We start from the raw sequence: 25,272 nt of genomic DNA on the forward strand, positions 1-25,272 counted from the left end.
GGAGTGGCCTGTCAGCGGCGTTTGCGGCCATTGCTGGCAGAGCTGCGTCATCTGGGTGGGCGTGGCGTCTGGCAGCAGCAGCAGGGGATCTGGCAGCTGCTGCTGGATATTCCGGCCGACGCCGCCATGGCCTGGCAGCTGCTGCCGGCTATCACGGCGCAGCTGAGCGCAGCGGATGAGGCCGGCGACCCGCCTGAACCCGCGACCATTGTTATCCGCCAGCTGCTGCAGACGCTGCCGTTTCAGCTGCTGTATCCGGCGGCAGTCCGCGGCTGGCAGGCGGCGTGGTGCGGGCACGATCGGCACCTCAATCACTGCGCCGCCCGGAGTCTGGCGAGCCTCAGGCAACAGATAGCGCCCTCTGCGCCGCCACCGCTGCGGCGCGGCATTACGCCCGTCGCCTGCCAGGGGCGCGACCAGGCGCTGCTGCTGTTTATCCCCCTGACGACGCCGGATGATATCAGCCTGGCGGCGCTGCAGGCGCTGGGGCTGTTTCTGGCACCGCGCTTTTTTCAGCGGCTGCGTGTGGATCAACAGATAGGCTACGTGGTCACGGCCCGCTATGAGCGCTGCGCCGATGTGGATGGACTGCTGTTTGCGCTGCAGTCGCCCGATATCGACTGGGTACGCCTGCTGGCCCACTGCCGGCGCTTTCTGCTGGATATGAAGACGGCGCTGAGCGAGTGTGATGCCGAAATGCTGCAAGCATGGCAGCAGACGCTGCGGGAACGCTGCCAGCCGTACGCTAACCGGCAGGTGGCGCAGGATCTGCTGCGGCGCGAAGCGGGCGGCGCGATCCTGACGCCTGAGGCGGTCTCTGCCCTGACGCTGCCGCGCATGCAGCAGCTTTTCCGGCGGCTGGTGCGTCAGCGGCGGCGCTGGCGGCTGCTGATCAACCGGCACTGAACCGGTACACACCGGCGCCGCTGCCTGTCCCGACAAAAGTTTACACGGCAAAACTTGGCGTTTGCGGCGGCGTTACATAAAATGCCCGCACTTTTCTCTGAGGCTGCGGCATGATGATATCGCCCCAACGCGCAACGTGGATCCTGGCACTCGCCTGTCTGGTGCTGGCATTTTGTCTGGTACAGCGCAGCTTCAGTATGCCCGTTCAGCCTGTTACCGTCTCTGCCGTGTTGAGTGAGTCCGGCGCGCAGGATGTCTCCGCCAGCAGTGACAAGCCCTGTGCGCTGAGCGCAAAATCCCTCAGCGCCAGCACGCCGGTCTTTGATGCGGCGCTGCCGCTGCTGATGCTTGTCATGGCGCTGGTCGCCGCGCTTGCCGTTCCGCAACGCCTCTCTTTCTTCTGGCGTCATCAGTCGCACCGTCCGCCGCTGCGACGGCGACATCTTACGCTCTGCGTCTTCCGGGAATAACACCGCACGCTGTTTCGCGTACCCCCTGTTATTTACCGGAGAATTTATCATGACTGTTTTAATCAGGAGCCTGCTGCTCCTGCTGGCAGGCTGCGTGCTGAGTGCGCAGGCTGCGGATACCGGCTGGCTGCGCAACGCGCAAAACAGCCACGCTGAGGTGCGCCTGCGCGCCGCGCCGCAGGCGGGCGACACCCGGCTGCTGCTGGATATTCATCTGGAACCCGGCTGGAAAACCTACTGGCGCACGCCGGGAGAAGGCGGCGTGGCACCCGTCATCGCCTGGCAGACGCCCGGCATTAGCGCTCAGTGGTTCTGGCCTGTACCGGCGCGCTTTGACGTCAGCGGGCTGACCACGCAGGGCTATAAAGGCACTGTCACGCTGCCGATCGTGCTGCAGCGCCCGCCGGGCAGCGATACGCTTACCGGCACGCTGACGCTCTCTACGTGCAGCGACGTCTGTATCCTGACGGATTTTCCGTTCAGCCTCGATCTGACCCGGCCGCCCGCGGCGGCGTTTGACCGCGACTTTGCCCGCGCGATGGGAGAGGTTCCGCCTGACTCCGGCCTGACTGACCAGCTCAATGCCAGTTTTGTTAACGGTGAGCTGCAGATCCGCGCGGTACGTCAGGCGGGCTGGAGCACGCCGGAACTCTTCTTTGACTATCCGGCGGGCAGCATGCTGGCAGCACCGGTGATCAGCGTGCAGGGCAACACGCTCAGCGCGCGCGTGGCCGTGACCGATGAATGGGGCGATGCGGCACCCGACCTGCGCGGCCGCCAGCTGTCGCTGGTGATCGGCGATAAGGGGCTGGCGCAGCAGAGCCAGGTGACTATTGAGGCAGAGCCCCTGCTGAGCGGCGGGACGCGCGCGACGCTCTGGTCGGTGCTGCTGCTGGCGCTGCTCGGCGGCCTGGTGCTGAATCTGATGCCCTGCGTGCTGCCGGTCATGGCGATCAAGCTCAGCGGTCTGGTGCAGCAGCAGGGTCAGACGCGCCGCCAGACGCGCCTGCAGTTTCTGGCCTCCAGCGCCGGGATCCTCTTCTCCTTTTTGCTGCTGGCACTCCTGATGAGCGCGCTGCGCCTGAGCGGTCAGGCGCTGGGCTGGGGCATACAGTTCCAGAGCAGCGGATTCCTGCTGCTGATGACCGGCGTCATGTTTCTGTTCAGCGCCAGTCTGTTTGATCTGCTGCATTTCCGTCTGCCCTCCGCCTTCAACACCCGGCTGGCCACGCACCAGGGGAACGGATTAGCGGGGCATTTTGCGCAGGGTGCGTTTGCCACTCTGCTGGCAACGCCCTGCAGCGCGCCATTTCTCGGCACGGCGGTAGCCTATGCGCTGACCGCGCCACTGCCCCAGCTCTGGCTGCTGTTTGCGGCGCTGGGTATCGGCATGAGCGTACCGTGGCTGCTGGTGGCCGCGCTGCCGGGCGTCGCACGCTGGCTGCCGCGTCCGGGACGCTGGATGGTGCATCTGCGTACGCTGCTGGGCACTCTGATGCTGCTGGCGACGCTCTGGCTGGTTACGCTGCTGATCCCGCACTGGGGCAGTGGTGCAGCAGGCCTGCTGGCCGCCGCGCTGCTGTTGCTGCTGCTAATCTGGCTGCTGCGCCGCCGCGCGCTGCAGCAGGCGGGCGCCGTCGCCATCGCGCTGACGGTAGCGGGCGCGCTGTTCCTGCTGATGCGTCCGGCAGAGGATGCCGGTGAACTGCGCTGGCAGCCGCTGTCAGAGCAGGCTATCGCCGCGGCGCTGCAGCAGAACCGGCGTGTGTTTGTCGATATCACCGCTGACTGGTGCATTACCTGCAAGGTCAATAAGTCCCGGGTGCTGAATCAGCCTGACGTTCGCGCCGCGCTGAGCGCTGACGATATCGTGCTGCTGCGCGGCGACTGGACACAGCCCGACCCCGCCATTGGCGACTTTCTGCGCCAGCGCGATCGGGCGGCGATTCCGTTTAATCAGATTTATGGCCCGGCGCTGCCGCAGGGTCAGATTTTGTCACCGCTGCTGAGTCGCGACGCGGTGCTTTCCACACTGAGTAAGGCGAAAAAATAATGAAAAAATCTCTGTTTGCAATGCTGCTGCTGAGCGCACCGGTACTGGCTGCCGCTCCTTTTACGCCGGAGCAGGAGGCGCGCATCAAAGCGCTGATCCGCGAAACGCTGGTACAGAATCCCGCCATACTGGCTGAGGCCGCCGATGCCTTTGATAAGGAAGCCGTGCGACAGCAGCAGAACGTGGTGGCGCAAATGGTTGAAAAGAACCGCGACATGCTGTTCAGTGATGCCGGTTCGCCCCGCATCGGCGCTGAAAAACCGGCGCTGACGCTGGTCTACTTCACTGATTACAACTGCGTATTTTGCAAAAAATTTGAGGGTGATATCACCACGCTGCTGAAAGCGCATCCGCAGGTTGCGGTGGTCATTAAGCCGCTGCCTTATCGTGCCGAAAGCTCGCTGAGTTCAGCGCGGCTGGCGCTGACGGTCTGGGAGCAGCAGCCAAAAAACTTTCTGAAGCTGCATGAAAAGCTGATGGCGAAAAAAGGCAATCACGACGAGGCCAGCATCAGCGCCGCGCTGAAAAAAACCGGTATCAGCCTGTCGACACCGAGCAAAGCGAGCCTGGATACCATTAATCACAACCTGACGCTGGCGCAGCAGCTGGGCGTGCAGGGAACCCCGGCCACGCTGGTGGGTAATCAGCTGATCAGCGGTGCGGTGCCTTATGCCCAGCTGGAGGCGGCCGTGAAAGATGCGCTGAAGGCGGCACCGTGAGCCGGCTGAAGCGCTGGCTGCGTGAAGCGCTCTGGCTGCTGCTGGCAGGCGTGCTGATTATGCTGGCGGTCGACTGGCTGCGCGCGCCGCAGCTGCCTGCCGATCTGGCACAGCAGCCGCTTACTACGCTGCAGGGTGAGCAGAGCCTGGCCGGGCTGAGCGCATCGAAACCGGTGCTGGTTTACGTCTGGGCCAGCTGGTGCGGCGTCTGCAAACTGACCACGCCGGTTGTGGCGAAGCTCAGCCAGCAGGGCGTGCCGGTAGTCAGCGTGGCGCTGCGCTCGGGTTCTGATGCGCAGGTGACCCGGTGGCTGGCAAAAAAAGGCCTGCAGGGGTTAGCCGTTAACGACGCGCGCGGCGAGCTGGGCCAGCGCTGGCAAATCGCCGCCACGCCGACGTTTATCGTGCTCTATCAGGGCCGGGTTGTCAGTACCACCAGCGGCTGGAGCAGCCGCTGGGGACTGCTGCTGCGTTTATGGTGGGCTGAACAGTTCAGCGGATAACAGAGGGCGCCTGCGGGCGCCTTTTTTAATAATAGCTGGTTCAATTTGCGCTGATTAATAATCTTTAAAACAGGAAATTAATAATTATCTGGACAATCATCCCGGCGCTGCGGTTATTTTATTTTTTTGCGGCTGGCTTTATTTAAGGCAGCAATTAAATTTTTGCAATAATGCCGCAACTGATGCATACCTGAATAACAGACTAATTTCTGATTATCGCGGCGGGATATTTTCGGGCGCCGCAGTGAGGGAGAGTATGCGTATTCATCATCTGAACTGTGGTTGCATGTGCCCGCTGGGCGGGGCGCTGTTTGATGGCTTCAGCCGGGGTCCCTTTGCTGAACTGGTGTGTCATTGTCTGTTAATTGAAAGCGATCGCCACGGCCTGATTCTGGTGGATACCGGACTGGGAATTAATGATATGCGCTATCCGGAACGCCGGCTCTCTGGTTTTTTTCGTCTGCTGAATAATATTCGTCACAGTGAGCAGATGAGCGCGCTGGCGCAAATTCAGCTGCTGGGTTTTCAGGCGGAAGATGTGCGTCATATTATTCTGACCCATCTCGATTTTGATCACGCAGGCGGCATCAGTGATTTTCCGGCGGCGCGGATCCATCTTCTGCAGCGTGAGCTTGATACGGTACGCAGCGGACGTGAGCAGAGCTGGCTGGCGCGTCAGCGCTTCCGGCCACAGCAGTGGACCGCGCACGATGGCTGGCGCGGCTACGCCAGCGAGGGTGAACGCTGGTTCGGGTTTGATGCGGTGAGAGCGATTGACGATCTCAGCGATGAGATCCTGCTGGTGCCGCTGCCGGGACACACCGCCGGACACGCAGGCGTGGCGATCCGCCACGGCGGTGGCTGGCTGCTGCATGGGGGAGACGCCTGGTTTTATCGCGGAGAGATGCATCACACCCAGCGGCACTGTACGCCGGGCCTGCGCGCCTATCAGCGGCTAATGTGCAGCGATCGCGAAGCGTGGCGTATTAATCAGCAGCGGCTGCGCGAACTCTCGCTGCAGCCCCAAAGCGGTGTTGCGCTGTTTTGCAGCCACGATGCGCGCGAACTGGCACACTACCGGCCACACTGTTAGCTTTTTTGCCGGTTTTCTGCGCATTACCCTTTATCTTTACTAATATTTCTCTGGCGGCGTCGCGAAGCTTGTCGGCTCGCCGCCGTCTGAAAACTCTAAAGGGAGCGTGCCATGTTTCATACCTCGGGAAAGTCGGCGTTCGGCATTACGCTGTATGCCTTGCTGGAGCCACTGCCGCTGGGCTTTTTTTTTGCCGCCTGGCTGTTTGACATCCTCTATCTGCAGACCTTTGTGGTGATGTGGACCAAAGCCGCCAGCTGGCTAATTGTATTTGGTCTGCTGCTGGCTATTCTGCCGCGAATTATCAGCCTGATTCATCTGTTTCGCGGCGTCACTGCCGGTGAGAAAACGCATTTCTGGCTCTCGCTGCTGGCGGTGCTGGTGGCCATAGTTAACGCCTTTATCCATAGCCGTGATGCGTATGCGGTGGTGCCCATGGGCGTCACGCTGTCGACCATCGTGGTGGCGCTGCTGCTGATCGCCAACGTACAGCTGGCGCTGCGCGCGCGCCGTATCCCGGGAGGTCGTCCATGAAACTGCGCATTCTAAGTGCTGTCAGTCTTGCTGCGCTACTGAGCGCCTGCGACAGCGGATCTTCTCTCGATCCGCAAAAACAGACCGGACCCAATCCCGAGCTGCCTAAAGCGCAGAACTTTTTCATGCCGCCTATGCAGGTACCGGAAGGGACGCCGTGGAAAACCGGCGAAACGCCAAAGGTGGCGGACGGACTGAAGATAGAGCGGATCCCGGCGAAGCTGATGCACCCGCGCCAGCTCTACGTACTGCCAAACGGAGATGTGCTGGTGGCCGAGGCCAACGGGGTAAAAAATCCGGTCACGGCGCCGAAGCAGCTTATTATGGGCATTGTGCAGAAATCCTCAGGCAAAGGTGCGCCGGGCGGCAACCGTATCTCACTGCTGCGTAACGTTAACGGTAAATGGGAGCAGCATCTCTTTATCGAAAACCTGAATGCGCCCTTTGGTATGCAGCTGATTGGCAACACGCTCTACGTTGCCAATGCCGACAGCCTGGTGAAGTTCCCTTATCAGACCGGGCAGACGGAGATCCGCACCGCGCCGGAAGAGGTCACGGCGCTGCCGGGTGGCGAGCTTAACCATCACTGGACCAAGGCGCTGCTCGCCAGCCAGGATGGCAGTAAACTCTATGTTGGCGTCGGGTCTAACAGCAACATCACCGAAAACGGACTGGGTGCGGAGTATCAGCGCGCAGCGGTCTGGGAGGTGGATGCCGCCAGCGGGGCGAGCCGCATTTACGCCAGCGGCATCCGCAACCCTACCGGACTGCAGTGGGAGCCGCAGAGCGGCAAGCTGTGGGCGATCGCGAATGAGCGCGATGAAATCGGGTCCGATCTGGTTCCTGACTATATGACCTCCGTGCAGGATAACGGCTTCTACGGCTGGCCCTGGAGCTATTTTGGCCAGCACGTGGATGACCGGGTCCGGCCGCAGCGGCCTGACATGGTGGCGAAAGCGATCAAGCCGGACTACGCCCTGAGCTCGCACGTTGCACCGCTCGGACTGCTGTTCTACGGCGCGGACAATATGCCGCAGTATCGCGGCGGCGCGTTTATCAGCGAGCACGGCAGCTGGAACCGGACGCCGCTTAATGGCTACAAAGTAGTATGGGTTAAATTTGAAAACGGCATGCCGGTCGGTAAGCCACAGCCGGTAGTCACCGGATTCCTGACGGACGATGAGAAGAACGTGCGTGGTCTGCCAGTGGGACTGGCAACGGATAATCAGGGTGGGGTACTGATAGCGGACGATGCGGGGGATGCGATCTGGCGCATCAGCGCGGCGCAGTAGTTTTTACCGGTAAAAATAGAAAAGGATTTGGCTGGTCAGCCAAATCCTTTTTTTTGGTTCGCTTAAGCGGCGGGTAACCGCGCGGCGAACGGGGTGCTCAGCACTCCTCACACAGCGAATCATAAAATGTGACGGGAAATATTTCAAGTTTCAGGAAATTACTGTATGGTTATACAGTGTTGAGTGCGGGCGGAGTATCGTTGCTTTCTGATGACTCTCAGGGGCGCGGATAGTCAAATCCCGGCAGGTTCCAGGTGGTGCTGGCCTGTGGCTTTAGCAATGAGTGCCGCTCAGCGCTCCTCACAGATGTGCTCAGGCGGCTGGCGGGTAGGGTCAGGGCCCCGGCCGCTGAACGGCGCGCGCTCCTGTCAGAGGAGAAGGAAAGTGATGGAACTTGTACGATTACTCCTGGACATCGTCCGGATCATCCTGCAAATCATCGTTGCCCTTTTGCAACTGACCGGTCAGGCGCACTGACCGGAACTTGAAACAAGGCGGAGCTCACCCCTCCGCCTTTTTTCGTGGCCGCTCAGGCGGTCCGTGAAGGTGGACGCCAGGGCGCCATAAATGGCGCCCCTACGGAATGGCGTAGATATCTTCCGTAGGGGCCGCATTAATGCGGCCCGTGAAGGCGGATGTATATCCCGGGCCAGGGCGCCATAAATGGCGCCCCTACAAAATGACGTTGGCGGCCGGTGCTGACGAAACGGCGGGGGCTGGCTGCAGGCGTTTCTCTGGCTGCAGCAATGTCATGGCCAGCATACTGACAAAGGCGATAACGGCAGTCACGGTAAACATGGCGTTATAGCCGTAATACTCCGCCAGCCAGCCGCACAGCATGGGTGAAATAATGGCGGCCAGGTTAGCAATTGCCAGCGTCATCCCGCTGAATGCACCCACCGACGCCTTTGGCGTAACGTCTATAACCACCGACCAGTAAACATTATTGACCAGCGCATTGAGTGCGTTTCCCAGCGTCATCAGGGCGATGATCGCGGCCGCCGAACCGGCAAACGGGATGGCCATAAAGCAGCAGGCGGTGGCGCAGAGCGTAATCGCCGCAAAGCCATTGCGGGCCAGCCGCAGATTTCCGGTTCGCGCCAGCAAACGATCGGCAAGGCGTCCGCCGAGCAGCACCGTCAGACAGGCTCCGCTCCACGGGATCATGGCGATATACCAGAGCGAATGCAGGTCATAATGAAAATTATCCTGCAGATATTTTGGCAGCCAGGTGACCAGCGTAAAGGTGATATAGAGAAAACTGAAGTAGCCCAGCGCATTACACACCAGCGTGCGGCTGGTAAAAAAGCGCCACCAGGGTAACGGGCGCTCATCGTGCGCTTCAGCACGCTGTCCCTGTACAATCAGCGCACGCTCAGCATCGTTCGCTGCCGGATGCCGCTGCGGCGTATCGGCGAAGTAGCGGGCAAACAGCAGCATCGCCAGCAGCGAAAAGACGCCAAGCAGGATAAACATCATGCGCCAGTCGTTGGTCAGCAGCAGCAGGCCAACCGCGATGGGTGCGGTCAGCAGCGAGCCTACCTGCGTACTCAGCAGGCCGATACCCAGCGCCATGCCGCGCTCATTATCCGGCGCCCAGTGCGCAATTGTCTTGTTCATCAGCGCGTAGGCAGGCCCCTCGGCAAAGCCAAACAGTACCCGCAGCGCGGCGAACCCCATGATGGCGGAGCCGCCAAACAGCGCCACGCCAATTTCACCTGCCCAGGCCGTGGCGATCTCCAGCAGCGACCAGAGCACGCCGGCCATCAGCCACACTTTGCGCGTGCCAAACCGGTCGGCGAGAAAACCGCCGCAGAGCGAGCCAAACAGATAGCCAAAACCAAAGTACCCCAGCACGGCGCCCAGCTCGACCTTACTGAAATGGAACTGCTGCGAAATGGCCTGCGCAGCGAAGGAGAGTGCACCGCGGTCAACGTAATTAATCAGCGCAATAAGGAACAATAATGAAAAGATACGGTAGCGGACAGCAGAGGCTTTCATGGCATAACTCCTGTGAAGAACACAGGAATGAGTAAGCAAAGGTAATGCCAGAATCTCTGAGCCGGGTCATATCAGCGCGAAGAGGGATAAAACCGGGCAGAACAGCAAGCACTTTATGCTTCGGGAAACGTAAAGGTTGCTGCGCTGCACCAGACTGGATGCTTAAGCGTGCATTGAGGGTGCAGAATTACACCACGGGCTGCTGCAGGATCACGCCATTCACCATCGGCTCCTGAGGTAATCCGACATGCAGTAAAATCTGACCACGATAGTGCTCATCCGTGTCGTGCTGATCGTCGCTCAGCAACACGCCCGCTTCATTGACATTCTTACCCGCAATTTCCGTTTTGGTACGCGCCGCACTGCGCATCCACTCATATTCAATATCGATATGCCCGGTATCAATACAGCGGATCCCCTGCTGACTGAGATCGTAAGCCAGCACGGTCGCCGTCGGACCCAGCGAAATCAGCACTAAGTCATACTCGCGGGCATGCGCCAGCACACTGGTATAGAGCTGGTTATAGACTGAAAATGCATTACGGTTTAGCGTGGTAATACGCTTTATTTCGCGTGCGCCGTCCATTAAATCGTTGCCGATACCCAGCCGGGTGCCGCTGCCTTCAACGATCAATATTTTTTGTCGTAAAAAAGCTGTTTGAATTTAGCAAATACGCGGGTCGCCTGCTGTTTATCAATATAATCATGATAAGGACGCGTCACCGAAGTATTTCCATACTGATACGTTTTTTTTAATAAAGGCTCATAGCGGCGAAAGAAAAAGGCTTTATGAAAAAACCAGAACAGGGCTGAGCCAAAACGCATATTGCGGGTGGAGCGAAAAGCATCCGGCATGCAGAGCAGGCAGGGGTTATCGTCACGCGTACCGCGCCGCATGATCTCTTTCAGTCTGATAGAAAGACGCTCATCAAATGACTGAAAGCCAATATTTTTAAACAGTGTCATCTCCAGTTCTCCATCCCCATACCGGCATACGGATAACCTGTCGTTACTGAGCAGCAAATCGATCGTCTGTTCAGGTGACATCACCTGATATTGCCGCGCATGTGCCTGGGCAACCGGGAATTTTAACGCTGCGTGTGTAAATTTAAATGGAAACCGTATTTTACGATAAAGGGAATCTGCGCTGATCATAATAACCTTCTTTTTATCTGCGGATCTGCTACAGAGCAGTCAGGTGATTTATATCACTCTTCCTGAAAAAACAGAGGCTGAGGAAATTCTCAAACTGAAATTACGCTGCGTTATTTAATGATTAAACCCCAGCTCAACGTAAAACCAATCGGAAGAATTGTCAGGCGTAGCGGCAAATTAAATGGCAGCAGGCAATTTACGCCAGGATAATTCGTATACCGGCTGCGCGGACCCGTTAATCAATTTCATCAAAGCGTGCTGCAGGCCCTATTGCCCCTCATTTAAGCCATTCAGCGAGCCTGACGGTAATCATTTTTATGATGCCGGGCCTGTTATCGTGCACGCGCTCACGCCATCTGTTATGCCAGTGAGTTAGCAAAAGGTGCGCAATCGCTGCGGCAATGATTAATTAAATCTATCAAAATTAAACGTGATTTCAGTCACATGGTGAGCCTGAAGCTGACGGCAAGCCTTAAGCAACGCTTGATTCATTAGCGGATCTGACAACACATAAACTCACGGGTTTTTACACAGTGCTTACATAAGTTAATATTTTGTTGGAATTGCTGCGATGTCGTAACGGCATAAATTAATGAACAAAACTGAGGGATTGGCATGATAACAAAACTCACCAGTATCGTAATGGCGATACTGGCGATAGCGCTGCTCTATATGGGTGGTCAGCTGTTACTCAATGGAGGCAGCGCGTTCTACGCGATGATGGGGGCAGGATTACTGCTGACGGCTGTTTTACTGTTCCGCAAACAGCGCAGTGCGCTGACGCTCTATGCGGTACTGATGTGGATCACGCTGGCGTGGATCGTCTGGGAAGCGGGATTTGATAAGTGGCAGTGGATCCCGCGCGGCGACCTGTTTGGCGTGATCGGCCTGTGGCTGGCGATGCCGTGGGTTGTCAGGCCGCTTACCCGCGGCGAACGCCGTTTTCATCCGCTGCTCGGCGGCACCGTGGCGATTATGGTGCTGGTCGTCATCGGTCTCTGTTTTTACGATCCGCTGCCGCAGGCCGGTACCATCACCAATGCACGCGAGCCGGTAAACGAGCCTGGCGCAGAAAATGAGTGGGCCGCCTATGGCGGTACGCCAGCGGGGCAACGCTTCTCAGCGCTGAAACAGATCAGCAAAGCGAACGTCAGTAACCTTGAAGTCGCCTGGGAGTATCATACCGGTGATATGCGTCAGGAGAGCGATGCCACCGAGTATACGTTTGAGGCGACGCCGCTGAAAGCCAACGATATGCTCTATCTCTGCACGCCGCATAATGAAGTCCACGCGCTCAATCCGGAAAGCGGGGCGGTGAAATGGAAATATACGCCGGAGAAAAACCGCTCTTATCTTCAGCAGCATCAGACATGCCGCGGCGTCAGCTACTACGCCGCACCGGTTGCACAAACCAGCAGCAGTGCGCCTGCGCTTTGCCGTAAGCGTATCTTCAACGCCACCACCGATGCGCGCCTGATTGCGCTGGATGCCGACAGCGGCAAGCGCTGCCCTGATTTTGGCCGCGATGGCGTGGTGGATCTGCGCGCAAACATGGGTGAGATCCGCCCGCACGCGCTGATGCAGACGTCTGCTCCGCTGGTGGCCGGTAATCTGGTGATCGTGGGTGGATCGGTCATGGATAACGGCTTTGAGAAAGGCAATCCTTCCGGCGTCATTCGTGCCTATGACGCGCAGAGTGGCCGCCTGGTGTGGAATTTCGATCCGGCCACGCCGGATGTGACCGCGCCGATTGCCGCAGATAAGCGCTATCCGCAGGATACGCCGGTTGCCTGGGCAACGCTGAGCGCCGATGTCAAAAATGGCCTGGTCTACGTTCCCTTTGGTAATGCATCACCGGATGAAGTGGGGATTGAACGCGACGCTGACAGTAACACCGAGAAGTTCCGCGACACGCTGGTGGCGCTGGATCTGCAGACCGGTGCGTTTAAGTGGCGCTATCAGAGCTCGCACCACGATTTGTGGGATCGCGATAACCCGTCACAGCCTTCACTGCTGGATATCGATTATCAGGGCCAGAAGCAGCCGGTAGTGATCCTGCCGACCAAAACCGGCAACCTGTTTGTGCTGAATCGTCTGACCGGCCAGCCGGTTTATCCGGTGAACGAAGTGAAAGTCTCGACTGAAGGCGGCGTTCCGGGCGAAAAATTTGCCGCCACGCAGCCGGTCTCCAGCCTGAACTTTATTCCGCAGGCGCTGACGGAAAAATCGATGTGGGGCATTACGCCGTTTGACCAGATCGCCTGCCGGATCGATTTTCATCGTCTGCGTTATGATGGCAATCCGTGGACGCCAGCTACCGAGGCGGGCACGCTGGTGTTCCCGGGCAATATTGGCGTCTTTAACTGGGGATCCGTCGCGGTCGATCCGGAGCGCCAGATACTGATCGCTGCGCCGGTACGCCTGGCGTATAAATATAATCTGATCAAGCGCACGCCGCAGACGGCGACCGAGCGCCTGTTCACCAAAGATGGTCAGCCTTACTGGAATGAAAACTTTCACGGCGACTATGCGATCCACATTCAGCAGCTCGCGTCGGGTCTGGGTATTCCCTGCATTGCACCGCCGTGGGGCCGCCTGGTGGGGGTTGATCTGAAAACCGGGAAAACGGAGTGGCTGCGTCGTATCGGCACCACGAAGAACCTGAAAACCACTTTCCTGCCAGGCCGCTTCCCGCTGGGATTCCCGATGGGGATGGTGGCACACGGTGGGCCGCTGCTGACCGCTGGCGATCTGGTGTTCCACGGTGCTACGGCAGATAACTTCTTCCGCGCCTATGACAGCACCACCGGCGAGCTGTTGTGGCAGACCGAACTCAGCGCAGGCGCACAGGCCACGCCGTCAACCTATATGGGTAAAGATGGCAAGCAGTATGTAGTAATCGCGGCGGGAGGACACGGATCGCTCGGCACCAAAGCGGGCGACAGCGTGGTGGCGTTTCGTCTGAAGTAAAGAAGGACGTATCACACCAGGGTTAACCAGCGTCCCGCCGCCCGGCGGGACGCTGCATCAGAGATTACGCTTTCGCACGTTCACTCTGCACTTTCTGCGCAATACGATCGCCAATAGTTTTGTCGATATTACGCCAGTAGGTGAAAGCGCGCGACAGCACCGGCTCCTCCACGCCGTTAAGCAGGTGACCGGCAACGTTGTTTACCAGACGATCGCGTGCGGCATCATCCATCACTTTATTCACCAGCTGATTCGCCTGGCCGAAATCATCGTCATCTTTGCGCAGCGTATAAGGTGAACGCACCATATCGCCCTGCGACTGCCAGGTGGAATCAGTAGGATAGCGCTCGCCATCGGCCACCGGACCACCTTTGGAGTTAGGCGCATAGACCGGATCGGAGACCGGATTAATGCGCATCGCACCATCTTTGCTGTAGCTGTTGACCGGCGCCTGCGGCGCGTTCACCGGGATCTGCTTATAGTTAACGCCAAGACGTGCACGGTGCGCATCTGCATAGGCGAAAATACGGCCCATCAGCATTTTGTCCGGGCTCAGGCCGATACCGGGAACCAGGTTATTCGGCTCAAACGCCGCCTGTTCAATCTGGGCATGGTTATCGGTGGGGTTGCGATCCAGCGTCAGTTTACCGACTTTGATCAGCGGATAGTCGTCGTGCGGCCAGACTTTGGTCAGATCAAACGGGTTGTAGCGGTAGCTGTCCGCTTCTGCAAACGGCATGATCTGCATATAGAGCGTCCAGCTCGGAAAATTGCCTTCTTTGATAGAATTAAACAGGTCGCGCGTATGGTAGTCGCCATCCTGACCGGCCAGCGTGTCGGCATTCTCCTGCGTCAGGAACTCAATGCCCTGATCGGTTTTAAAATGATATTTCACCCAGAACTTTTCACCAGCGGCGTTAACCCACATATAGGTATGGCTGGAGTAGCCGTTCATGTGGCGCCAGCTTTTCGGAATGCCGCGGTCGCCCATCAGCCAGGTCACCTGGTGCGCAGATTCGGGTGAGAGGGTCCAGAAATCCCACTGCATATCGTTATCGCGCAGGTTGTTATCCGCCCGGCGCTTCTGCGAGCGGATAAAGTGCTGAAACTTCATCGGGTCGCGGATAAAAAACACCGGCGTGTTATTGCCCACCATGTCGTAGTTGCCTTCGGTGGTGTAAAACTTGATAGAGAAGCCGCGCGGATCGCGCCAGGTATCCGGGCTGCCGCGTTCACCGGCTACGGTGGAGAAGCGCATCACCACATCAGTGCGGGTCCCGGGCTGGAAAACGGCGGCTTTGGTATAGCGGCTGACATCTTCTGTCACTTCAAAATGGCCAAATGCGCCGCTGCCTTTTGCATGGGGCTGACGCTCCGGAATACGCTCGCGGTTAAAGTTGGCCATCTGTTCAATCAGATAGTGATCGTGCAGCACCAGCGGACCATCAGGCCCGACCGACAGGGAGTGTTCATCGCTGGCTACCGGAATGCCCGCATCCGTGGTGGTCGGTTTGCGATTATCACTGCTCATAATATCTCCAGATTTTGTAAGGGTAATCTCAGCCTTTAAGCGTAGCAGCATGCGCTGCGCTTGCCTGATTAGTTACGCAATCTGAAGCGAGCGCCACTCACCCTGTCCGGAACACCCCGCGCGCCGGGCAGAAGGGGCGATCAGCGCTGCGCCGCGTGCTCGTAAAAATCTATCTTTTCTACTTTTGCCGCAGAACCGCCCCCCTCAAACTCCGCCGCCAGCCACGCATTCACAATATTTTTTGCCAGCTCCGGACCCACCACGCGCGCGCCCAGCGTCATGATCTGGGCATTATTGCTTTTACGCGCCCGCTCGGCAGAGAAAGTGTCGTGACACTGCGCTGCCCGCACGCCGGGCACTTTATTGGCCACGATGGCTACGCCAATACCGGTGCCGCAGAGCAGGATGCCGCGCGCAAACTCCTGCCGCTGAATCGCGGTCGCCAGCGCCCAGGCAACATCCGGTACATAGGGCGGGCGTTATCAGCATCGTTGGTAAAATCTGTCACGGTATAACCCTGCGTTTCCAGCAGCGTCTTAATGATATTTTTCAGATCGACAGCCGCATCATCAGCACCGATTGCAATCGTTTTCATAGCGGTTCTCCGGTAAAGAAAAAGGGCCTGCATTCAGGCGTGGATCACAGCGTGCCACAGCGATAAACATTTGTTCAATGCATGTTCATTTGTAATATGGTGATTATGTGAGCGCGATCGCGATAGATGAGTCAGATGGCAGGTTTTAAGGTGCCTGACAGCCTTGCGCCAGGTCACAGATCCTTTAAACGCGCATTGAAACAGGTTCATTAATTCAATTAATGTTCATATGAACAAACGGCCATCAGGGTCAGAACGCGCTATAACCGGGAGCTGCATGATGTCTCAGCCACAACGCTTACTTGGTGTCAGTCTGAAAATGTACTTTGGCTACCAGCAAACGCTGGCGTGGTGCCGCGAGGTCGCCAGACTGGCCGATCACCCGGCGATCGCAAGCGGCAGCGTCGGCCTGTTTATCCTGCCCGCCTATCCGGCGATCCCCGCCGTAGCGGAGATCTTCGCGGGCACGCCGGTACGCATTGGCGGACAGGATGTTTGCCAGGCGGAAAACGGCGCCTGGACCGGTGAAGTCAGCGCCAGCATGCTGCAGGAGCTGGGCTGTTCGCTGGCTGAAATCGGTCATGCGGAGCGGCGGCGACACTTCCGCGAGGATGCGGCGCAGATTGCCGCCAAAGTGGCGATATCGCTACAGCACGGGCTGACGCCGGTGCTCTGTATTGGCGAGTCGGAGCAGGGAACGCCCGCGGAGGCGATTGCGCTCTGTGCCGCAGAGCTTAACGATGCGCTGGCGCAGGCGGCGGCGCATCGCCTGCGGGGCGAGATTCTGTTTGCCTATGAACCCCAGTGGGCCATTGGCGCGCCGCAGCCGGCCCCCGACAGCTATATTCGTACCGTCTGCGCCGGGCTGCGGACGCTGCCGCTGCCCGCCGGTATTACGCTGAAGGTGATATACGGCGGCAGCGCCGGACCGGGTCTGATCCAGCGGCTGGGCAGTGATGTGGATGGCCTGTTTCTTGGCCGCTTTGCTCACGACCCGCAGGCGCTGGCGCAGATTATTGAAGAGGCCAGCGCGCTCGCCGGTGGCAGAGCATAGCGGGGCGGCCGCGATGAGTGCTATAACTTACGGCTGCTTACGACCGCGTTACACAGGACAGAGAAGAGATGGAGAATACCACGCCGGGTCAGGATGCTGAGCTGCTGACCGAGATTGCCGTCGCCTACTATCAGGACGCCATCACGCAGGAGGAGATCGCGCGTAAATTTGGTATCTCGCGCATCAAGGTCGGGCGACTGCTTAAACGCGCGCGCGAAGAGGGCATTGTGGAAATCAGCGTGCGCTACCATCCGGTTTTCAGTACCCGGCTGGAGCAGCAGCTGCAGCGCTCTTTTCCGCGCCTGCAGCGGGCGCTGATTGCGCTGGATTCCGCCGACAGCGACGAGCAGCGCCGTCAGGTAGCCGCGCTGGTGTCTGCCCATCTGGCGCAGACACTGAAAGATAACGCTATCGTCGCTGTCGGTCAGGGGCGTAACGTGGCGGCGGTGGCCGATCATCCGGGTCAGGTGCCCGACCGCAACTGCCTGTTTATCAGCGGTATTGGCGGCACGCACCGCCCGGGCGACGCCATCAACGCCGATCACATCAGCCGCCGGCTGGCAAAGAAGTTTGGCGGCAGCAGCGAAACGCTCTATGCCCCCGCCTACGTGGAGAACCGCGCGCTGCGCGACAGCTTTATGCAGAACGGTACGGTAAAAGAGACGCTGGATCGCGCGCGTAAAGCGGATGTGGCGCTGGTGGGGATCGGGGATATGAATGAGAACAGCTACATGGTGAAGCTGGGCTGGTTTACCCCGCGTGAAATTATCGACGCCAGCGTTAATCAGGGTGTGACCGGTGATATTGCCGGCTATGACTTTTTCAACGCCCGCGGTGAAGCGGTGGAGACGGTCATGAATGAGCGCGTGATCGGGCTGAGCATTGATGAGCTGCGCCGGATCCCGTGCGTGATCGCGATAGCCGCAGAGAATACCAAGGCGATGGCGATACTCGGGGCGCTGCGCACCGGGGCCATCGATATCATCGCGACCTCGGCGCAGAATATCCGCACGGTGCTGAGCCTGGTACAGGCGCGCTAAAGCGCGCTTTAGCGTATCTGAACGCGCCGGATTGCAATCTCTTCGGCGCGCTGCAGCAGCAGCTGCAGATCGTCCTCATCAATATCCAGCAGGGGCCCGCTCTCCAGCGCCTGATGCAGGTCGTCGCGCGTGAGCGGAACCGGCATCGCCACCGGCTGCGGTTTCGCCTCGGCGGCCGCCAGCGGATGAGGATAGCGGCGTCCGGCGAGGTTATTAAATACGATCGCCAGCAGCGCGAGGCAGACAGAGTTAAGCATCACCGGCGTCAGCACAAAGTGGTAGCCGAGTTGCGCCACGCTGCCGCCGCCGAGAATCGCCGTCAGCGCCACCGCGCCGCTGGGCGGGTGCAGACAGCGCAGCTGAAACATCACCGCAATAGCGAGACAGGCGGCTACTCCGCACGCCAGTGCCGGCTGCGGGATCAGCAGTGCCGTGGTCACGCCAATAACGCCGGCAACGAGGTTACCGCCAATAATCGACCACGGCTGCGCCAGCGGGCTATTGGGCAGGCCAAACAGCAGCACCGCAGACGCTCCCATTGGCGCGACAAACCACAGGTTTACCGCACCCAGCATCCAGTGGCTGATGAGACTCGTCAGCGTAAGGCCCAGCCCGGCTCCGAGGCTGGCCAGCAGGCGCTGTCTGCGCGCCACGGGCAGGGGATGTGGCCAGAAGCGGGCCAGAAACAGGCGCAGCGAGGCCAGTCGGCTCGCCGGTTGCGGTTGTGTCATAGAAAATCCGTGAGAAGCCAGAAACAGTGGCCGGGGATTGTCGCCTGGCGTCTGACGCTAAACAACCCTGCAGTGTGCAGGGATTTATGCGCGTACGCGGAAGGTGCGACAGCCTTACGCAACGGCGGCAGTTGAGGTATAGTCCGTTTTTTTTCGGAGGAACCATGCTGCCTGACTTATCTACCCGCCTGAACAAATACATCAGCGAGAGCGGAATCTGCTCGCGCCGTGATGCCGATCGCTATATCGAACAGGGCAACGTATTTATTAACGGTAAACGCGCCGCCGTCGGTGCTCAGGTGTACGCCGGAGATGAGGTCAGGGTGAATGGCCAGCTGATTGAGCCGCGTGACGCCGACGATCTGGTGCTGATTGCGCTTAACAAACCCACCGGCATTGTTACCACCATGGAAGAGGGTGAGCGCGACAATATCGGCGACTTTGTGAACCACAGCAAGCGCGTGTTTCCTATCGGCCGGCTGGATAAGGATTCGCAGGGGTTAATTTTCCTCACCAACCACGGCGATCTGGTTAACAAAATTCTGCGCGCCGGTAATAACCACGAAAAAGAGTATGTAGTGACGGTTGATAAACCGATCACCGATGAATTTATCGCGGGCATGGCGGGTGGCGTGCCGATGCTGGGCACGGTAACGAAAAAGTGCAAAGTTAAAAAAGAGTCGACGTTTGTGTTCCGCATTATTCTGGTGCAGGGGCTCAATCGCCAGATCCGCCGCATGACCAAACACTTTGGCTATGAGGTGACGAAGCTTGAGCGTACGCGCATCATGAACGTCAGCCTTAAGGGCATTCCGCTCGGCGAGTGGCGCGATCTGACCGATGATGAACTGATCGATCTGTTTAAGCTGATTGAGGATTCGTCATCAGAAGATACTAAAACCCGGCAGGCGCAGGCGAAGAAAAAAACGGCGTCACCGGCGAAAAAAGCGCCCGCTGCGGCTGCAAAGCAGGGCGATAAAGCGGGGGGCCAGGGCGCGAACCGCAAACGCTTTACCCAGCCCGGCCGCAAAAAAAAGGGGCGTTAAGCCCCGGATTATCCGCCCGGCCTGCGGGCGGATCGGATTATTTATCGGTGCCAAACCCCTGTTTATGGAGCGCCGCCAGCACGTGCGGGAAGTAAATGTGCTGGTAGTAGCCGCTGACGCTGTCGCTCCAGCTCTCGCCATCGCTGCGGCCGGTAGTTTGCCAGTGCTGCACCAGCTGCGCGTTGTAATCAGCGATATGCTGCGGCAGATCCGCCTGCTGATAACGCTCTTCGTGGCGGAAAGTCGGCAGCGGCAGACGCGGCTTCTGGTGCGCAGGCTGGTCGACGTGGCCGATGACCACCCCGGCAACCGGGAAGGTATAGTCGGGCAGATCCAGCAGCGCGATCATCGCTTCCGGATCGCGGCGGATGCCGCCAATCGGCACAATACCCAGCCCCTCAGCCCGCGCGGCGGCCATGACCGATCCCAGCGCAATGCCCACATCGGTGGCGCCGGAGACCACGCTTTCAATACTCTGCTGCGCAATCTGCTCACGGCCGCTGGCTTCCATCGCCAGGCGCGACTTATGCATATCCAGGACAAAGGTCAGAAACACGGGCGCTTTCGCGATCCACGGCTGCCCGCCGGCAATGGCGGCAATCTGCTGGCGCTGCGCGGCGTCGCGGGTGACGACGACGGATACCTGCTGGGAGTTGACCGAGGTAGGCGCGTAGTACGCCGCTGAAATAATTCGCTCAAGTACCGCATCCTCTACGGGCTGATCGGTATAGCTGCGCTCACTCTTATGCTGAGCGAAAAGATCGATAATGGAACTCATGCTGCCTCCTGTTGTGGGGGAGAGAGCGTAGCAGGCCGGGTAGCGGTGCGTTTTACCGTTATTGCCGTGAGGTAAAACCGGGTGCCGTGGCGGCACCCGGGCGGGAGGTATCAGCTGACTTTCACCACGGTTTTACCGAAGTTTTTGCCATTAAGCATATCGAAGAACGCCTGCGGTGCATTCTCCAGCCCCTCAATCACATGCTCGCGATAGTGCACCTTCTCCTGCTCAACCAGCGGCGTCATCGCTTTCAGAAACTCAGGATAGCGGTCGCCGTAGTCCTGGAAGATGATAAAGCCCTGCATGCGGATACGGCGTTTCAGGATCCCCGCCATGATCAGCGGCGTGCGGTCAGGTCCCGGCGGCAGGTCGCGGCTGCTGTAGCCCGAGACGAGGCCGCAGACCGGAACGCGGGCAGCGGTGTTCAGCAGCGGGAATACCGCGTCAAACACTTTACCGCCGACGTTCTCGTAATAGATATCGATACCGTCCGGGCAGGCCGCAGCCAGCTGGTCGGCAAAGTCATCACTGTGGTGATTGATACAGGCGGAGAAGCCGAGCTTTTCAATCGCATAGCGGCACTTCTCTTCACCCCCGGCGACGCCCACCACGCGGCAGCCGTTAAGCTTGCCCAGCTGGCCCACGGTCGCGCCGACCGGACCGGTCGCCGCCGCCACTACCAGCGTTTCGCCCTTTTTAGGCTGACCAATGTCCATCAGCCCCATATAGGCGGTGAAACCGGGCATACCGAGAATGCCGAGCGCCCAGGAGGGGTGAGCCAGCTCGCCGAGCTTTGCCACGCCTTCGCCATCAGAAACCGCATAGGTCTGCCAGCCGCTCTGGGCCAGCACCCAGTCGCCCGCGTTAAAATCGCTGTGCTTTGATGCCTCAACCTGACACACCGTGCCGCCGACCATCGGCTGATCGAGTTCCGCCGGAGGAGCATAAGACTTACCGTCATCCATGCGGCCGCGCATATAGGGATCCAGTGACAGCCACACCGTGCGCAGCAGCATCTCACCCTCTTTGATCTCCGGCACCGGTTGTTCCACCAGCCGGAAGTTCTCTTTTACCGGTTCGCCCTCAGGACGGGACGCCAGCAGCCAGGCCTGGTTTGATACAGCATGTTGCGACATAGTTACCTCTCTTATGACAAACGGGTGAGGCAAGTGTAGCTGAGGATAAGAGAGGCGCTGTTAACGGATATTGCGTTAACGGCCTGCTGCAACATTTTGTCAGTGATCCGCGGAAGGGTGTTATATAACAGTCACTCATCGTCAGAATTAACCCTGGCCGTGCGGCTCCGCATGCGCCGCTTCCTGACCCCGGAGATCGTTATGATAAACCCGTTACGCGCCGCGCTGCTGCTGGCAACGCTGACAGGCAGCACGCCGCTGCTGGCGCAGACCTACGTCTATGTTTCAGAAGCCGGCGACGGCACGATTGCGCGCTACAGTCTGGATCAGCACGGTGCACTGCATCTGCTGGGGCACACCCCGGCGGAGGGCAAAGTGATGCCGCTGGCGCTCAGCACCGATAAAATCCATCTTTATGCGGCGATCCGCAGCAAGCCGCTGCAGCTGGCAAGCTGGGTGATTGATCGCCGCAGCGGCGACCTGACGCAGAAGCAGCAGGTGCCCGCCGCCGCCAGTTATCCCTGGATCGTCGCTGAGCCGCAGGGGCGTTATCTGCTGGCGGCCTCGTATGATGGTAACGTCGTTGATGTATACCGGCTGACGCCGGAAGCGACACTCAGCGCACCGCCGGTGAGCCGGTACGCCACCGGGCCTGCCGCTCACTCGGCCATTGCGGATCCAGCCGGCAAAACGGTGTATGTCGGCAACCTCGGCACCGACCGCGTGCTGCAGCTGACGCTGAGCGACAGCGGCACGCTGGCCGCGCTCGGCAGCGGGTATGTCGCTACGGCTAAAAACAACGGCCCGCGCCACTCGGTAATGTCCGCAGACGGGCGCTTTCTGTATAACATTGGCGAAATGGGCGGGGTGATCACGCAGTTCCGGCGTGAGGCGAACGGGGCGCTGGTAAAAGTTGCTGAATCCCCCAGCGCGGTTGCCGCCTCTTATCATCTGGCAGAGGGGCGCGAACGGCCGCCGGGATACAGCGATCCCACGCCGCGTATCTGGGCCGCCGATATTCATCTCACGCCGGACGGGCGCTTTCTCTACGTCAGCGAGCGCACCAGCAGTACGCTGAGCGGCTACCGGGTAGATGCAGAGAGCGGGGCGCTGACGTTAGCGGGCAGCTGGCCGGTGGAGAAGCAGCCGCGCGGGTTTGCCATTACCCCGGACGGACGCGGGCTGGTGGTCAGCGGCGAGAAGAGCGCGGTGATTGGCAGTTACCGCATCGATCCGCAAAGCGGGGCGCTGACGCGCACCGGTGAAGCGCCGGTGGGCAGCGATGCCAACTGGGTGACGATCGTGCACTACTGACGGCTGTGCAGGCGGCGGTCTGCACAAAATAATTTTATGGAGCCGCCGCACAGCTGAGAAATGTGATCGCCGACACATTTTATCTGTTAACCGGACGATTCCCTCCGGTGCCGTGCAGCCACTACGCTGGCCGCTGCGGCACCGGCAGCTTCGATAAGCGGCGTTAACGGATAACCGCACACGCGGGGCGTATCATCCAGCATAAATTTTGATGACGAAACAATTTGTCGTAGTTATCTGCGTGAGCGCAGGCAGCAATCTGGCAGGATACGCCGCACTTAGTGCCTTCTGGTCCCTGTGACATGCCGTGGCTTACCCGACCCGCTCTGTTCTTTGCCGTAAAAACCACGCTCGCTGCGTTTCTGGCGCTCTGGCTGGCGCTGGAGATTAACCTGGATCGCCCCGCCTGGGCGCTGACGACGGTGTTTGTCGCTTCGCAGCTCTACTCCGCCTCGACCATCTCTAAATCGCTGTTTCGTCTGCTCGGCACGCTGCTGGGCGGCCTGTTTATCTTTCTGATTTTTCCGCTGACGGTGGCGCATCCGCTGCTGTTCAGCTGGTGATTTCACTCTGGGTCAGCGGCTGTCTCTGGCTCTCACTGCATGATCGGACGCCCAAAAGCTATGTGTTTATGCTGGCGGGCTACAGCGCGGCGATTATGGGGTTTCCGGAAGTTTACACGCCGTGGGGCATTACCAGTACGGTGCTGTCGCGTATTGAAGAGATCACCTTAGGCATTGTCTGCAGCAGCCTGATACACGGCCTGCTGTTTCCGGTCTCCATGCGCAGCCTGCTGGAGCAGAGCGTGACGCAGTGGTATCTCACCGGCCGCCGGCTCTGTCACGATCTGCTCTCCGGGCCGGTTAGCGCCGTCTCGCCCGAGCGGGAAGCGATCCTGACGCAGATGGCTACCGCACCGCAGCAGGTGGAAATTCTGATCACCCACTGCGTCTATGAGGGTGACGCTGCCCGGCGGCTGATCCGCTTAGTCAGCGCGCAGTATCAGCATCTCTCCTATCTTATCCCGACGCTGACCGCCATCGAGCTGCGCCTGCAGCGCCTGGCCGCACGCAATATCCTGCTGCCTGACTATGTGGCGCAGGGATTTCAGCAGTTCCTGCAGTGGCTCAGCGACGGAGAGGCGCCGGGCGATGTGATCGGCATTCAGCTGGAGCTGACCCACCGGCAGGCGCAGATCAACGCGGCGTGGCGCGCCGGCGAGCTGCCGGTGGAACACTGCCTGCTGCTGAGCGGGCTGCTGGAGCGCATGATCGACTTTGTGCGCATCGCCGGGGCGTATCAGAGCGTCAGTGGCATGGTGAGCGATTTGTCGGGTGACACCGCACTGGCGCGCGGCAGACGCACCCACCGCTTCTTTGATCGCGGGCTTATCCGTCTTTCGGCGCTGACCGCTTTCTGCGCCACCTTTGGCAGCTGCCTGCTGTGGATGGGAAGCGGGTGGCGCGACGGTGCGTCTGCCCCGGTTATGGCGGCGATCCTGAGCTCTTTTTTCGCCAGCTCGATACGCCGCTCACCTCAATGAAGCTGTTCGTGCGCGGCGTGCTGATCGCCATTGGTATCAGCCTGGTGTATGTCGCGCTGCTGCTGCCGCAGGCGACCTCGTTTGAGGCGCTGATAATCTGCATGGCGCCGGGGCTTATTATGCTGGCGCTGACAATCGCCCGCCCGGCAACCAACCTGATTGGCCTGAGCGTGGCGATTCAGATCCCGGGACTGATCGGTTTTGGTCACCATCTGAAGCCGGATCTGGTGCTGCTGGTGAATAACGCCATCGCCTCGGTGACCGGTGTCCTGTTTGCCGCGATCGCCACGGCCATTATGCGCAACAAGCGGCCGTCGTGGAGTGCGCGGCGCGCGGTGCGGCGCGGACTGCGCGAGCTGCTGCGCTTTATTAAGGAGATTGAGCGCAACGGCTCATCCCTGCCAGCCCGGCAGCGCTTTATCAGCCTGATGCTGGATAAGGTCAACATGGTGCTGCCGCGTCTGCGTCTCGATCCGCAGTCAGATATGAGCAGCGCCGGTATGCTGCTTAATGAGGTGTGGCTGGGCGTCAACAGCTTCGACTACTATGCGCGGCACCGGGTGCTGCTGGGTAATTACCTGCTCGACAGCGGGGCGTTTTTCTATGAGCTGGGACGCTTTCTGAAGCAGCGGCTGAAGTCGCTGCAGAGCGCCCCGCACGCTGAACTACAGCAGACGCTGGATCTGCTGCTGCTGCAGCTGGAAGCGCTGGCGCTGGACGATGAACGCCTGTTTACGCCGCTGTTTCATCTGTTCAGCGTCCGGCTCTATCTGTTTCCGCAGCTGGCGTGGCCGGAGGCGACCGCCGG

General features: G+C 59.4%; 17 protein-coding genes and 4 pseudogenes. 14 read left to right on the top strand and 7 right to left on the bottom strand.

The genetic code is table 11. The features are described from left to right. The 8 genes and pseudogenes from HA43_RS18915 to HA43_RS16035 all read left to right on the top strand — a co-directional run. Positions 1–906 (top strand): annotated as a pseudogene (locus tag HA43_RS18915) (pyrroloquinoline quinone biosynthesis protein PqqF); the annotation flags it as partial. Positions 907–1,016: 110 nt separating this feature from the next. After that, a complete protein-coding gene (locus tag HA43_RS16005; protein WP_094112105.1) occupies positions 1,017–1,376 on the top strand; it encodes a hypothetical protein in 360 nt (119 codons plus the stop codon). Between the two features lie 49 nt (positions 1,377–1,425). Beyond that, on the top strand, positions 1,426–3,429 hold the full coding sequence (locus HA43_RS16010; RefSeq protein WP_039384283.1) for a protein-disulfide reductase DsbD family protein: 2,004 nt from the start codon (positions 1,426–1,428) through the stop codon (positions 3,427–3,429). Continuing rightward, entirely contained in the window at positions 3,429–4,148 is a 720-nt protein-coding gene (locus HA43_RS16015) for a DsbA family protein (protein WP_094112106.1), read from the top strand. Before HA43_RS16010 ends, HA43_RS16015 begins: the two co-directional genes overlap by 1 nt. Beyond that, positions 4,145–4,651 (top strand): protein disulfide oxidoreductase, encoded by a 507-nt coding sequence (locus tag HA43_RS16020; protein WP_113655473.1) that lies wholly within the window; start codon positions 4,145–4,147, stop codon positions 4,649–4,651. The genes HA43_RS16015 and HA43_RS16020 overlap by 4 nt, the downstream gene beginning before the upstream one ends. 256 nt (positions 4,652–4,907) lie before the next feature. After that, positions 4,908–5,744 (top strand): MBL fold metallo-hydrolase, encoded by an 837-nt coding sequence (locus HA43_RS16025; RefSeq protein ID WP_094112107.1) that lies wholly within the window; start codon positions 4,908–4,910, stop codon positions 5,742–5,744. A gap of 111 nt (positions 5,745–5,855) precedes the next feature. Next, a complete protein-coding gene (locus HA43_RS16030) occupies positions 5,856–6,278 on the top strand; it encodes a DUF2231 domain-containing protein (protein WP_039384314.1) in 423 nt (140 codons plus the stop codon). After that, the gene (locus tag HA43_RS16035; RefSeq protein ID WP_071668806.1) at positions 6,275–7,570 is read left to right on the top strand and encodes a PQQ-dependent sugar dehydrogenase; all 1,296 of its coding nucleotides are present in this window, start codon (positions 6,275–6,277) and stop codon (positions 7,568–7,570) included. The genes HA43_RS16030 and HA43_RS16035 overlap by 4 nt, the downstream gene beginning before the upstream one ends. A gap of 672 nt (positions 7,571–8,242) precedes the next feature. On the opposite strand, the gene HA43_RS16040 is transcribed toward HA43_RS16035, so the two are convergent. Both HA43_RS16040 and HA43_RS16045 read right to left on the bottom strand, forming a co-directional pair. Next, positions 8,243–9,571, bottom strand: a complete 1,329-nt coding sequence (locus HA43_RS16040; protein WP_071668807.1) for an MFS transporter — start codon at positions 9,569–9,571, stop codon at positions 8,243–8,245. A gap of 187 nt (positions 9,572–9,758) precedes the next feature. Then, positions 9,759–10,726, bottom strand: a pseudogene (locus HA43_RS16045) (GT-D fold domain-containing glycosyltransferase). 615 nt (positions 10,727–11,341) lie between these two features. On the opposite strand from HA43_RS16045, the gene HA43_RS16050 reads away from it, so the two are divergent. Then, on the top strand, positions 11,342–13,696 hold the full coding sequence (locus HA43_RS16050; protein WP_094112108.1) for a membrane-bound PQQ-dependent dehydrogenase, glucose/quinate/shikimate family: 2,355 nt from the start codon (positions 11,342–11,344) through the stop codon (positions 13,694–13,696). A gap of 64 nt (positions 13,697–13,760) precedes the next feature. On the opposite strand, the gene HA43_RS16055 is transcribed toward HA43_RS16050, so the two are convergent. Together HA43_RS16055 and HA43_RS16060 are read right to left on the bottom strand one after the other, a co-directional pair. Next, a complete protein-coding gene (locus HA43_RS16055; RefSeq protein ID WP_039384321.1) occupies positions 13,761–15,227 on the bottom strand; it encodes a catalase in 1,467 nt (488 codons plus the stop codon). A gap of 140 nt (positions 15,228–15,367) precedes the next feature. Then, positions 15,368–15,822, bottom strand: a pseudogene (locus HA43_RS16060) (RpiB/LacA/LacB family sugar-phosphate isomerase). Positions 15,823–16,102: 280 nt separating this feature from the next. Here HA43_RS16060 and HA43_RS16065 point away from each other — a divergent pair. Beyond that, positions 16,103–16,876 carry a triose-phosphate isomerase family protein gene (locus tag HA43_RS16065; protein WP_094112109.1) on the top strand — a complete coding sequence of 258 codons (774 nt, stop codon included), beginning with the start codon at positions 16,103–16,105 and terminating at the stop codon, positions 16,874–16,876. Between the two features lie 68 nt (positions 16,877–16,944). Next, positions 16,945–17,916, top strand: coding sequence for a sugar-binding transcriptional regulator (locus tag HA43_RS16070; RefSeq protein WP_039384324.1), 972 nt, complete (start codon positions 16,945–16,947; stop codon positions 17,914–17,916). An 8-nt stretch (positions 17,917–17,924) separates the two neighbouring features. On the opposite strand, the gene HA43_RS16075 is transcribed toward HA43_RS16070, so the two are convergent. Next, positions 17,925–18,647, bottom strand: coding sequence for an HPP family protein (locus HA43_RS16075; protein WP_094112110.1), 723 nt, complete (start codon positions 18,645–18,647; stop codon positions 17,925–17,927). Between the two features lie 164 nt (positions 18,648–18,811). Between HA43_RS16075 and rluF the strand changes: the two genes are divergently transcribed. Then, on the top strand, positions 18,812–19,693 hold the full coding sequence (gene rluF, locus HA43_RS16080; RefSeq protein ID WP_039384328.1) for a 23S rRNA pseudouridine(2604) synthase RluF: 882 nt from the start codon (positions 18,812–18,814) through the stop codon (positions 19,691–19,693). Between the two features lie 37 nt (positions 19,694–19,730). Here the strand turns inward: rluF and HA43_RS16085 are convergent, their stop codons facing one another. Together HA43_RS16085 and HA43_RS16090 are read right to left on the bottom strand one after the other, a co-directional pair. Next, complete coding sequence (locus tag HA43_RS16085) at positions 19,731–20,471, bottom strand: nitroreductase family protein (RefSeq protein WP_094112111.1); 741 nt, start codon at positions 20,469–20,471, stop codon at positions 19,731–19,733. Positions 20,472–20,581: 110 nt separating this feature from the next. Next, positions 20,582–21,607, bottom strand: a complete 1,026-nt coding sequence (locus HA43_RS16090; protein ID WP_094112112.1) for an NADP-dependent oxidoreductase — start codon at positions 21,605–21,607, stop codon at positions 20,582–20,584. A 201-nt stretch (positions 21,608–21,808) separates the two neighbouring features. On the opposite strand from HA43_RS16090, the gene HA43_RS16095 reads away from it, so the two are divergent. Both HA43_RS16095 and HA43_RS16100 read left to right on the top strand, forming a co-directional pair. Beyond that, on the top strand, positions 21,809–22,921 hold the full coding sequence (locus HA43_RS16095) for a lactonase family protein (RefSeq protein WP_094112113.1): 1,113 nt from the start codon (positions 21,809–21,811) through the stop codon (positions 22,919–22,921). 302 nt (positions 22,922–23,223) lie between these two features. Beyond that, positions 23,224–25,272 (top strand): annotated as a pseudogene (locus HA43_RS16100) (FUSC family protein); the annotation flags it as partial.

It is taken from the genome of Pantoea eucrina (genome assembly GCF_002095385.1).
GTDB classification, from domain to species: domain Bacteria; phylum Pseudomonadota; class Gammaproteobacteria; order Enterobacterales; family Enterobacteriaceae; genus Pantoea; species Pantoea eucrina.